8 protein-coding genes are annotated in these 12,383 nt (G+C 72.7%); 6 read left to right on the forward strand and 2 right to left on the reverse strand.

Annotated elements, in window-relative coordinates; all coding sequences use genetic code 11:
• Window positions 1–9 precede the first annotated feature (9 nt).
• Genes ACFC09_RS25505 through ACFC09_RS25525 form a run of 5 tightly spaced genes read left to right on the forward strand, consistent with a single transcriptional unit; the run spans window position 10 to window position 8,078 of the window.
• Window positions 10–1,365 (forward strand): ABC transporter substrate-binding protein, encoded by a 1,356-nt coding sequence (locus ACFC09_RS25505; RefSeq protein ID WP_376532332.1) that lies wholly within the window; start codon window positions 10–12, stop codon window positions 1,363–1,365.
• Window positions 1,366–1,394: 29 nt separating this feature from the next.
• Entirely contained in the window at window positions 1,395–2,294 is a 900-nt protein-coding gene (locus tag ACFC09_RS25510; protein ID WP_376532334.1) for a carbohydrate ABC transporter permease, read from the forward strand.
• The gene (locus ACFC09_RS25515; RefSeq protein ID WP_376532337.1) at window positions 2,291–3,187 is read left to right on the forward strand and encodes a carbohydrate ABC transporter permease; all 897 of its coding nucleotides are present in this window, start codon (window positions 2,291–2,293) and stop codon (window positions 3,185–3,187) included. Before ACFC09_RS25510 ends, ACFC09_RS25515 begins: the two co-directional genes overlap by 4 nt.
• Window positions 3,184–7,272: a hypothetical protein gene (locus tag ACFC09_RS25520; protein WP_376532339.1), complete on the forward strand. Its 4,089-nt coding sequence runs from the start codon at window positions 3,184–3,186 to the stop codon at window positions 7,270–7,272. The genes ACFC09_RS25515 and ACFC09_RS25520 overlap by 4 nt, the downstream gene beginning before the upstream one ends.
• Entirely contained in the window at window positions 7,269–8,078 is an 810-nt protein-coding gene (locus ACFC09_RS25525) for an NAD-dependent epimerase/dehydratase family protein (RefSeq protein WP_376532341.1), read from the forward strand. The genes ACFC09_RS25520 and ACFC09_RS25525 overlap by 4 nt, the downstream gene beginning before the upstream one ends.
• Window positions 8,079–8,193: 115 nt before the next feature.
• Here ACFC09_RS25525 and ACFC09_RS25530 read toward each other — a convergent pair whose 3' ends face one another.
• Together ACFC09_RS25530 and ACFC09_RS25535 are read right to left on the reverse strand one after the other, a co-directional pair.
• On the reverse strand, window positions 8,194–9,057 hold the full coding sequence (locus tag ACFC09_RS25530) for an SMP-30/gluconolactonase/LRE family protein (RefSeq protein ID WP_376532343.1): 864 nt from the start codon (window positions 9,055–9,057) through the stop codon (window positions 8,194–8,196).
• Window positions 9,058–9,215: 158 nt separating this feature from the next.
• A complete protein-coding gene (locus ACFC09_RS25535; protein WP_376532345.1) occupies window positions 9,216–10,004 on the reverse strand; it encodes an SDR family NAD(P)-dependent oxidoreductase in 789 nt (262 codons plus the stop codon).
• A 332-nt stretch (window positions 10,005–10,336) separates the two neighbouring features.
• On the opposite strand from ACFC09_RS25535, the gene ACFC09_RS25540 reads away from it, so the two are divergent.
• A complete protein-coding gene (locus tag ACFC09_RS25540; protein ID WP_376532347.1) occupies window positions 10,337–12,364 on the forward strand; it encodes a beta-galactosidase in 2,028 nt (675 codons plus the stop codon).
• Window positions 12,365–12,383: the final 19 nt, after the last annotated feature.

Genomic DNA, 12,383 nt, shown 5'->3' on the forward strand with positions numbered 1-12,383 from the left:
AGCACGCCCATGAGAACCCGCACACCCGCCACGATCCTCGCCGCGACCGCGGCCTTCGCCGTCGTCCTCAGCGGCTGCACCACACCGGCCTCGGACGCGGGCGGCGGAGCGCAGCGGAACGTCACGCTGACCGTCGCCGAGTGGACGAACCCCGGAGCGGTCGAGTTCACCAAGAAACTCAACGCCCAGTTCGAGAAGGAACACCCCGGGGTCAAGGTCAGACTACAGACCGCGCCGACCGCCAACGCCGCCTGGCAGCAGCTGTGGAACAGCATGCTGCAGTCCAAGTCGGTCGACGTGCTCGCCCAGTTCGCCCCCACCCAGCAGGGCTTCGCACCCGACTACACCGACCTCGAACCCGGCGGAGCGGCGGCCCTCATCGCGTCGGGACAACTCACCGACCTCAAGGACCAGCCGTTCATGAAGAACTACGACCCGGCGGTCCAGGCCGCCGCGGTCGGCCACAAGAACGGCGTGTACGGCGTGATGGCCGCCGAGTACGTCGGCGCGGGCGCACTCTGGTACAAGAAGGACCTCCTCGCCAAGTACCACCTGTCCGTCCCCACCACGTTCCAGGAGTTCCTGGACGCCTGCGAGACGCTCAAGAGGGCCGGGGTCACACCGATCTTCGTGTCCGCGAAGGACGGCATGCACGGCGGCGTGTGGCAGGGCGTCGCCAACCAGATGCTCATGAAGGGGCACCGGCCCGCCGAGTCCGTGCAGGTGTCCGAGGACCGGGCCACCGCCTTCTGGAAGGGCACCCAGTCCTGGACCGACCCCGTCTACCAGGAGATCTCCCGCCGCCACCAGAAGGTCATGCAGTACATCGAGCCCGGCGCCGCAGGCGTGTCCCAGCAGACCGCCCCCGGCGTCTGGGCCGCGAAGACCGACGACTACCCGTTCCTGCTCGACGGCTCCTGGGACGGGCTGACCGTCCAGCAGGCCAACCCGAAGCTGAACATCGGCTTCTTCACCCTGCCCGGCACCGACGAAGCCGCGGACAACCGGGTCGCGTTCAAGCCGGACCTCACCTGGGTCGTGCCCACCTCGGCACCCCACAAGGACCTCGCCATGGAATGGCTCGCCCTGTTCTCCAAGCCGGAGAACTACCAGCAGTGGCTGGCGTCGACCGGCTCCATCTCCACCCAGCCCGCGCTGAAGAACACCAGCCTGCCGTGGATGGACTGGCTCAACACCCACATGGACGACGCCTTCCCGCAGCTCACCAACCCCTGGGTCCCGGCCGGAGCACCCCTCGACGCCGCCGGTCCCGACCTCTACAAGCTGGCGCCGGTCGGCGGCGACAGCATCGACACCGTCCTGTCCCGCTCGGCCTCGGCCTACCGCAAGTCGGTCGGCGACTAGCGGCCGCACCCTTGGAAAGGAGGCCCGGCGTGGCACGCTGTCCCTTCGGCACGCGACGGACACGGCGGTTCATCCCCTGGGCCAGCATCGCGATACCGGGCGCGGGGTGGCTCCTGTTCGGGCTCTACCCGTCGCTCGCCACCATCGGATACTCGTTCACCCGGTACTCCGGGCTCCCGGGCACCCCCCTGAACATCTGCGGCCTGTGCAACTACTCGGCGGCCTTCACCTCGCTGTCGTCCGTGGTCGGGGACGCGGTCCGGGTGACCCTGGTCTACGTGCTCGGCGTGACCGTGCTGCAGACCGCGTGCGGACTGGGGCTCGCCCTGCTGCTGAACCGGCCCGGACGGTCGTACACCGTCTACCGCGCGATCATCTTCATGCCGCAGATCTTCTCGGTCGCGGTGGTCGGCGCGGTCTTCTCGCTCCTGCTCGACCCCTACTCGGGCCCGGTGGAGAAGATCGTGCACGGCATCTTCGGCACCACGTCCTCGTTCCTCGGCTCCGGCACCTTGGCGCTGCCCCTGGTGATCCTCGTGAACGTCTGGATGTTCTCCGGCTACTCGATGCTCATCTACATCGCCGGGCTGCGGAACATCCCGCCCTCGGTCTACGAGGCGGCGGCCATGGACGGCGCGGGCCGGCTGCGCGTGTTCCGGCACGTGACCTGGCCGCTGCTGGCCCCGGCCACCACGGTGACCGTGTTCCTGACCGTGATGGGCACCCTCGGCGAGTACGCGCTGCTCATGGTCCTCACCGGCGGCAACTTCGGCACCAAGACCCTGGGCCTGTACATGTACCAGTCGGCGTTCGGCGGTGACAGCCAGCTCGGCTACGGCTCCATGCTCGCCATGCTGCAGTTCTGCCTGACCGTGGTGATCGGCGGCGGCCTCCTGTTCACCCTGCGCCGACGGGAGATCTCGCTGTGAAGACCCGCGCGCCGTCCACCCGGACGGCCAAGGCCGCCGGTGTGAACCTGCTCTGCTTCGCCATCGCCGCCGTGCTGTTCGCGCTGCCGCTGGTGTACATGCTGCTCCAGGCGTTCAAGACGTACACCGGGTTCCTGCAGAACCCCACCGGCCTGCCCGACCCCTGGACCACGGAGAGCTTCACCACCGCCTGGAAACAGGGGGACTTCGGGCGGCAGATGATCAACAGCCTGGTCTACGCGATCATCCCCGACACGGTCACCCTGATCCTCGGCGTCTTCCTGGCCTTCCCCGTCTCCCGCGGCTACTTCAAGCGCTCCAACCTGGTGTACACGTTCTTCATCTTCTCCGGGTTCCTGCCCGGCGGCCTCATCCCGCTGTTCATCGAGGCCCGCTCGCTCCACCTGTACGACAGCATGGCCGGGTACCTGGTCCTCACCAGCCTGTCCGGCGCCGGGTTCTTCTTCTTCGTCGGGTACATCAAGGGCATCCCGCGCGAGATCGACGAGGCCGCCGCATTGGACGGCTGCGGCTATGTGCGGTTCATCTTCACCATCGTCATCCCCCAGATGAAGCCGGCCCTGGCCACGTTCGCCATCTTCGGGTTCGTGCACGCCTGGAACAACCTCATCCTGCCGCTGGTCATGCTCTCCGACGCGGCCCTGTGGCCGGTGACCCGCGGCCTCTACTCCTTCTTCGGCGAGTACACCCAGAACTGGCCGCTCATCGCGGCCGGCACCTTCATCGTCGCCGCACCCATCCTGCTCCTGTTCGTGCTGCTCCAGCGCTATCTGGTGGAAGGCGTCGCCGGCGGCGCCGCGTTCGGCACCCAGGGCGTCACCGCGGGGCCGCCCGCCGCCGGTGCCGATGCCGGGAAGGGAGACGCGTCGTGACAGCCACGGTCACGCACTGGCCGGCGGACGGCGACCGGGTACGGTTCCGGTTCGCCGACGCGCTGCACCACCCGGAGTTCGCCTGGCCGAGGACGCTGCTGCACCACCCGGTCCGCTGGGCCGTCCCGGCGGTCCGCGCCGAACAGCTCCGGCTCGTCGACGCGGCCGGCCGGCCGGTGCCGTTCCAACTCTCCCGGGTGACCCTGACGGACGGCCGGCTGGCCTTCGCCGTGGTGTGCTTCTTCGCCGAGTTGCCGTCCGGAGGGTCGTACGACGTCACCCTGTGCGCCGACGAGTCGCTGCCGCTCGCCGACGTCCCGCACCCGGTGCGGACCGACGAGGACGGCGACGGTCTCGTCGTGGACGGCGGACCGCTGCGGATCCGGCTGCCCGCCGCGGGCCGCCACCCGGACGGTGCCGTGCCGGGGCCGGTACGGCAACTGGACCGCGGACACGGCTGGGTGGGGACGTCCGTGCTGCGCTGCGGCACCGAACGCCTCGCCCGCCTGGACATGCGCCGCGTCGAGGCGGGCCCGCTGTTCGCCACCCACGAGATCCGCTACCGGTTCCTGAGCGGAGCCGTCTACACGGCGACGGTCCGCTGTCTCGCGGGCTGCGACCACGTCGAGCTGTGCGAGGAGACGAACCTGCCGGAGGCCGCGCGGGCCGCCTGGGAGCTGAGCTGGGACGGCACCGCGCCGAGCCACCGCTTCTCGTCGACCTGGCCACTCTCGCAGTCGCCCGCCGACCACGCCGATCCGGGAGCGCACGAGCTGTACCACTGGCTCGGCATCGACGAGCCGATCGTCCTCGGCGACAGTGGAGAGGACCCCTCGTTCTCCGGACCGGGCCGTACGGAACGCCCGGAGGCCGACATGGCCTTCACCGTCGGGCCCTACGCGCCGAGCCACGCCTGGAACGTCCGGCCGCACGCCACCTTCTGGGACGCGGCCGGCGGCGACGCGATGGGCGTCTTCATCCGCGACCACGCGCACTGGGACGACGGCACCTACGCGTCCTGGGCCTCGGCCGACACCCTCCAGATCCACTTCCGCCACGACGGAGTGCTGCGCTGGACCTGGCCCCTGCGCTCCGGCACCCGCCGCACCGCCGTCGCCTTCTACGACCACGAACGCGACCTGGACGTCCTGCGCGCCCAGCCGCCCGCCATGGCCCACCCGTCCACCCGGGTGCGGTTCCTGCACCACTGGCAGGGCACCCTCAGCCTGGACCGGGTCAAGGACTGGAAGCTCGGCTACACCGGAAGACGGCCCGAACGGCTGTGCCGGGAGGGCGAGTTCCGCTCACCCGAGGAGTTCACCGCCGCGCTGTTCACCGGATCCGAGGGCCCACGACTGATCGCCCACGGGGTCAACGAACACCCCGGGTACCTGAACATCGGCGGACGTCCGCTCCACGACCGGCTGCTCGACGGCTACGACCGGTTCGCCGACCGCCTCACACCCGGCGAACGCGCCCGCGTCGACGCGCTGCTGCTGCTGACGGCCTACGTCTCGGCCGGGGAGGAGATCGGCCCGCTGCGCCGGATGCTCGGCGGCCACCCCAACTTCCTGGCCGACGCCAAGGCGACACCGGCCTGCCTCGCCTGGCTCTACCCCGACCACGAGGCGGCACCGGAATGGCTCGGCCAGTTCGAGAAGTTCGTCGAACTGGCCGGTGTCTTCCACACCCGCCCGGCGCTGCCGACACGCGGCGCCCGGCCCGGCCGCTGGACGGAGAGCCTGGCCACCTACGTCTGGGCCTTCCTGCGTCCCGTGACCCAGGCGAACGCCCTGGGCCGGCTGACCGACGGACACAACCGCCTGGCCACGCCGGAGCTGGCCGCGGTCGGCGACTGGCTGGTCAACGCCCTGACCGCGCCGGTCGACACCACCCCGGACGGCGAGCGGCGGCGACTGCATCCCGCCCAGGGGGCGCACGCGTTCTGGCCCCGGCGCCCACCCGTCGAACTGCGGCTGCTCGGCGAGGCCCTGCGCCGCTACCGGCCGCTCCTCGCCGAACACCTGCTGTGGGCGAGTGACGCCGCCGCCCGCCGGCTCGACAGCCCGCCCGGCGCCCCCGACCCCTGGCGCGGCCTCCTGGAGACCGCCGGTAACCAGGGCACCAACCCGCACCTGACCAGCACGAAGTACACCGGATACGGCATCACGCTGCGCGCGGACGTCGACCGCCCCGGTGAGGTCGCGGTCTTCCTCCAGCAGGTGGACCGCGGCCCCAACTACCGCTGGGGCGTCGCCGACGGCAACGGCTGCGGACACCTCTACTACTACGCCGCCGGCCGCTCCTACAGCGGCCACGGCCCGGAGGACGCCGGTGACCGCAGAGCACCCGACGCCACCTTCGCCACCTCGTGCGCGATCTGGCAGGACGGCGCCTACCGGTCGATCGGACCGCACACCCTGGACTTGCCGCTCCACGACCTGGGCGGCGCCCAGTACGCGGAGATCACCTCCGACCCGGACGGCCCCGTGGGCGGCCTCTACCGCAGCCGCAGCGTCCTGCTGATGGGCAGCGACTACCTCGTCACCTACGACTCGTTCGCGCCGAACCAGCGCATGGTGTGGACGTGGTCCGTACTGACCGGCGCCACCGGGCACGACGCCAACAGCTTCGACCACCTCGCCGAGCGCATGCCGTTCATCCACGTGGTGCGCGGGGTGCGCACGGACGGTGCCCTCGACGGCTCCTGGGCGACCGACGTGTCCCGCGGAGTGCGCCTTGAGGGCAGGGCCGACGGGGACAACGGCAACACCCTCGCGGTCGTCAGCCACCGCGACGACCTGAGCGTCGACCCCGAGCGGACCACACCGTGGGGCGCCCGGATCCGCACCCCGCACAGCCTCGACCACGTGTTCCGGTACGAGGCTGCGACCCATCTCCAGCCGGCCTCGGCCGAGTTCGCCGAGAACGGGCTGCGGTTCTCCGGGACGGCGGGCGCGATCCGCGTCTTCGACGACGGCCGGCGGGAGCTGGCTCTCTTCTCCGGCAGCGCCGTGGGCACGCCGGACCTGCTCCTGACCACCGACGACCCGGCACTCGCCATCGGCCTCGGATACCGGGACCCGCACCCCACCGAGAGCCGGGGCATCTACCACGCGGCGGCGGACACCTCGGTGTCCCTGCGGTTCACCGGCGGGCTCGATCCCGCGGCCGCCTTCCACATCGACGGTGAGCGGGCACCGCACACCGCCGTCGGCGCGGACACCCTCACCGTGCGGCTGCCCTGGGGCCGCCACCGCTGGGAACTGACCGGGCGGCAGCCGGTGCCGGTGCCCGCCCGGGTCGTCCGCACCGAAGCCGTCCCCGGCGGCGCGATCGTGCACTTCACCGCCTCGGCCGCCGCCAAGAGCCACCTGGTGCAGCTCAGCACGGACGGCGGAACCGCCTGGGCGACGGCCGCCGAGGTGCCCGGGAGCCCCGTCCGGCTGACCGGCCTCACCGACGGGCAGAAGTACCACGTCCGCGTCGTCTCCCGAAACGACGACCGCCGGGCCGAGCCGAGCGCCGACCACCCCCTGTACGTCACCGGCGGGCCGCCCCAGCCACCGGACGGGCTCCGGCTCCGGCTCGGCACCGGGACGGTCACCCTCACCTGGGGCGAGGTACTGGGCGCCGGCCGCTACCGGCTCTACCGGCGCCGCAAGGGCGAGCGCGCCTACCGGGAGATCTTCGCCGGACTCGGCTTCCGGCACGTCGACGACGTCCCGGGCGTCGTTCCCGGACACGCCGGCCCCGAGGCCGCCTCGGCGGACGCGACGGTCCGGCAACGGGCCGAGCGGGCCCGGGAAGCGGACGGAGAGACTCACGAAGGAGGCCCGATCGTCCACGAGTACGCGGTGGCGGCGGAGAACGGCCACGGCGTGGGCCCCCGCTCGGCCCCCGTGGACACCGATCCGCACAGCTGGCGCCACTGGTATCCGCCCACGGAACTCGGCTTCCGCCGCGATCACACCTACCACCGGCCCCCCTACGCCCCCGTCGGCACCGCCCCGCCGCCCTACGACGAGCAGGCCCCGCCCCCGCCGCTGCCCGCGCTCGCCGACCGTCCGGAGCGGACACCGTGACCCGGCAGCGGATCCTGGTCACCGGAGCCGCCGGCCGGATCGGCCGGGAGCTGCGGCCGCGGCTGGCCCGGACGGGCCGGACCCTGCGGCTGCTGGACATCGCCGAGATGACACCGCCCGAGCCGGGAGAGGACGCCGAGGTCGTACAGGCGTCCTTCACCGACCCGGAGGCGATCGACGCGGCCTGCCGGGACATCGACGCCGTGCTCCACCTGGGCGGGCTCGCGGGCGAGGCACCCTGGGAGCGGATCGCCGAGACCAACATCGGCGGGACGCTGCGGGTGCTGGAGGCGGCGCGCAGGCAGGGCGTGCCGCGGGTGGTGCTCGCGTCGAGCATCCATGCCGCGGGGTTCCACACGCGGGACGACACGGTCGACGGATTCCTGCCGGCGGACGTGCCGCCCCGCCCGGACACCTACTACGGGGTGGGCAAGGCCGCCGGTGAAGCCCTGGGGAGTCTTTACCACTCGCGGTTCGGCATCGATGTGACCTGCCTGCGCATCGGTGCGTTCCGGCCGCGTCCGCTCTCCCCGGAGGACCTGGCCGTCTGGCTGTCGCCGGGCGACGCGGCCCGGCTGGTCGAAGCGTGTCTGAGCGCCGGGCCCGCCGGTTTCCGCGTCCTGTGGGGCATCTCCGGCAACACCCGCCGCTGGTGGTCCCTGGCGGAGGCGGAGGCCGTCGGCTACCGCCCCGAGGACGACGCGGAACGGCACGCCGCGGCGGTCCTCGGCACCACCGCCTACGATCCGGCGCAACCACGCAACCACCGGGTGGGCGGCGGCTTCTGCACGATGCCGCTCGGCTGAACCGCGCGCCACCGCGCCGGAGGGAACCGATGCCCGCCGACGGGCCGCACCGGGCGAGGCAACGTTGTCCCGCACGGTGGCGAAGCACGCGGCCTTGTCGCCCTTCCCGGCCGGGTCAGCCGGCGAACGGCGTCGACGGCAGCCCCACGGCACCCGTCCCGCCGACCGCGAACACGGAACCGGCAGGGTCGTCCTGGGGGAGTGCCAGCCCCTCGCGGGCGGAGGTGACGTACAGGACGTCCAGGCCGGGGCCGCCGAACGCGCACGAGGACGGCTGGTGCACGGGCAGGGGGACCTCGGCGAGCAACTCGCCGTCCGGGGAGACGCGTACGACACGGTCCCCGCCCCACACGGCGATCCACAGGCACCCGGCCGCGTCGACCGTGAGGCCGTCGGGCATCCCGGCGCTCCCGGGGAGCCGGAACACCGTGCGCCGCCGCCCGAGGACGCCGGGGACGGGGTCCCCCGGATCGGTGTCGAAGGCGCAGACCTCCCCGGCGACGGAGTCGGCGAGGTAGAAGGTGCGCCCGTCGGGACTCCAGCCGAGCCCGTTGGGCAGGGCCAGACCGTCGAGGACCACCCGGCTCGTCCAGTTGGGCAGCAGGACGTGCAGGGCGCCCCTGCCGCGGGCGAAGTCCAGCGCGGTGCTCCCGGCCCACAGCCGGCCGCCGGGGTCGCACTTCGCGTCGTTCATGCGCTCGCCCTCGGGCAGCAGCGCAAGCCGTACCGTCGCCGTGCCGTCGGTGTCCACCGAGGCGAACCCCTCGGCCGTCGCGGCGGCGAAGCCCCCGCCGCGCCGTGGCACCGCGGCACCGACCTGGGTCGGCAGGGACCGGCTGGTGGTCCGGCCGGTGACCGGGTCGCTGGTGTGGATGTGTCCCGCCGGGATGTCCACCCAGTGCAGCCGGCGGGCTCCGGCGTCCCACACCGGTCCTTCGCCGACGCGCGCCCGCGCGGGGATCGCGACCTCTGCCGTCATCCGGAGTCCTCCGTTGTCCCAGGCGCCGTCTCAGCTGTCGTCTCAGCTGTCGTCTCAGCTGTCGTCTCGGGCGTCGTCCCAGGTGTCGTCCCAGGTTCCACGGCCGCCCGGGAGCGGGTGCGCGGGCCGTGCGCAGCGGCGGGACGGGCAGCCCGCGGTCAGTCGGGGAGCGCCACCGCGGCGTTGGCGAGCAGGCCGCCGTCCACGGGCAGCGACACACCGGTGATGAAACTGGCCCGGTCCCCGGCGAGGAAGGCGATCGCCTCCGCGACCTCCGCGGGCCGCGCCACCCGCCCCAGCGGGTGCATCCCGCCCCACGCCTCCACCAGCGCCTGGGCGGCCCGGTCGCTGCCGTCCGAGAAGGTCCGGGCCGAGGCGCGCAGCATCGGGGTGTCCACCGAGGCGGGGCAGACCGCGTTGGCCCGGATCCCGTTCTTCGCCTCGTCGACGGCGATCGACCGGGCGAGCGCGTTGAGCGCTCCTTTGCTGGTGGTGTAGGCGGCGACGGACGTCTGGGTGACGAATGCCTGGACCGACGACACGATCACGATCGAGCCCGCTCCGCGCGCCCTGAGCTGCGGCAACGCATGTTTGACGGCGTGAAAGGCGCCGGTGACGTTGACCGCGAGGACCTCGTTCCACTCGTCGGCGCCGGTGTCCGCCGCGGTGCCGTAACGCTGGATCCCGGCGGCGGCGACCAGGATGTCGAGGCCGCCGTGGCTGCGGGCGGCATGGGCGACGAGCCGGGCGACGGCCCGCTCGTCGGTGACGTCGGTCTCGACGCACTCCACCACCGACGGCAACGGCTCGGTCGCGCCGCCGTGTCGCGGCGCGATACCGGCGGCCACGACCGTCGCACCCCGCGCGGCGAGCAGCCGAGCGGTCGCGTGTCCGATGCCGCTGAGACCACCGGTGACGATCGCCACCTTGCCGTCGAACTCCGCCACGATCCACTCCCTAGGTGTGCGCACGGGCCTCGCGCCGTGCGGGGCACGGGGCGGCTGGGACGGGCGGGGCACGGGGCACGACCACCGCGTCCGAAGGGCCAGACGGTTGCGATCCGGTGGCGCCGTCCTCACTCTAAACAACGTTGTCTCGGCCCGCTAGTGTGTGATCGGTCCGCTCCTCGGCGGCCCCGGGGCAGCGTCCCTGTCTCGTGTGCGACCACCCGTCGGGCGGCCCGTCCGCCTGCCGACGAGCGAGGTCGAGAGTTGGGCTCGCGCGCTGAACGCGTGCGGTCGAGCCGGGCATCGACGCCCGGGAGAAGAAGGAGCGGCCGGTGGCCGGTGAGTGGATCCGATGGCCCGTCAACGTCCTCGCCAGGTTCGGCGGGGAACCCGTCGCGTTCGGGGGCGACTACAACCCCGAGCAGTGGGACGAGAGCGTGTGGCCGCAGGACGTCCGGCTGATGCGCGAGGCAGGCGTCAACCTCGTGACGGTGGGCGTCTTCGCCTGGGCGGCACTCCAACCGGGCCCCGGCCGCTGGACCTTCGGCTGGCTCGACCGCGTGCTCGACCTGCTGCACGCGGGCGAGATCGCCGTCGACCTCGCCACCGCGACCGCCTCGCCGCCGCCGTGGCTCACCACGATGCATCCGGAGGTGCTGCCCGTCGACCGGCACGGACGGACCATGGCACAGGGCGGCCGCCAGGCATGGTCGCCGTCGTCGGCCGTCTACCGCGAACACTCGCTCGCGCTCGTCGAGAAGCTGGCCGAGCGCTACGGCGACCACCCCGCCCTGGCCCTGTGGCACGTGTCCAACGAACTCGGCGGCCACAACTCGCGGTGCTACGGTGACGCGAGCGCCGCCGCCTTCCGCGCCTGGCTCAGGGACAGGTACCGGGACTCGCTCCAGGAGCTGAACGCCGCCTGGAACACCAGCGCCTGGAGCCAGACGTACACGGCCTGGGAGCAGATCCAGCCGCCCCGGCTGACCTACACCGACTCGAACCCCACCCAGGTCCTGGACTTCGACCGGTTCAGCTCCGACCAGCTGCGCGAGCAACTGCGCGCGGAGACCGCGGTGTTGCGGCGGCTCACGCCGACGGTGCCGGTCACCACGAATCTGGTGCTGTTCGACGCGGGCAAGAACATGAACTACAGCTCGTGGACCGACGGCATGGACCTCATCGCCAGTGACCACTATTCGCGGCCGGCGGCCGACGCACAGACCGAGCTGGCCCTCTCGGCGGACCGGGCCCGCGGACTGGCGCGGGGGAAGCCGTGGCTGCTCATGGAGACGGCCACCGGCGCCACCAGCTGGCGCCCCGTCAATCCGGCCAAGGCTCCCGGCCGACTGCGCAGGGACATGTTCTCCCATCTGGCCCGCGGAGCCGACGGGATCTGCTTCTTCCAGTGGCGGGCCGCGCGGGCGGGCGCCGAGCGGTTCCATTCCGCGATGCTGCCGCACGCCGGGGCCGACAGCCGCAAGTTCCGGGAGGTGGCGGCGCTCGGCGCGGAACTGGCGGCCTGCGCCGAGGTACGGGGGAGCGAGGTGGTCGCGGACTGCGCGCTGCTGTTCTGCGAGGAGTCGTGGTGGGCGGCCGAGCGGGAGTCGCATCCGCACAACGGCCTCTCCTACCTGGACACCGTCCTGAACTGGTACGGCAGTCTGCGGGACGCGGGCGTCACCGTCGACGTCGTCCCCCCGTCGGCCGGCCTCTCGGGCTACCGGCTGATCGTCGTACCCCTGCTGTACCTGGTCTGCGACGCGGACGCCGCCGCTCTCGCCGCCGCGGCGGCGGCGGGGGCCACCGTGCTCGTCACCTATTTCTCCGGGATCGTCGATCCACTGGACCGGGTGCGGCTCGGCGGTTATCCCGGGGCGTTCCGCGAGCTGCTGGGGGTGCGGGTCGAGGAGTTCGCTCCGCTGCCGGAGGGGGAGTCCGTGCGGATCGACGGGATCACCGGGCCCGCGCCGGTGGCCACCTGGCACGAGGAGATCGACCTCACGGACGCCGAGGCCGCGGCCTGGTACGTGAGCGGGGACCTCACCGGCCGGCCGGCCGTCACCCGTGCGGCGCGCGGCGCGGGCGAAGCCTGGTACGTGGGGGTGGAGTTGGCCGCGGCCGCGCGCGCGGCCCTGGTGGCGGAGCTGGTGAAGCGGTCCGGGGTGACGGCGGCCGCCGGCGGCCTGGAGACGGTGACCCGGCGCTCGGCCGCCCATGACTACGTCTTCCTGATCAACCACGGCGACACCGGGGCCACCGTGCCCGGTTCGGGCACCGACCTCCTGGACGGATCGGTGCACCGCGGATCGGTCACGGTGCCCGCGGGCGGCGCCCGGGTGCTGCGACGGGAGCGCTGACCCCGGGCGTACGAAGGCG

The sequence above is a fragment of the Streptomyces sp. NPDC056161 genome (assembly GCF_042268025.1).
Lineage (GTDB): Bacteria > Actinomycetota > Actinomycetes > Streptomycetales > Streptomycetaceae > Streptomyces.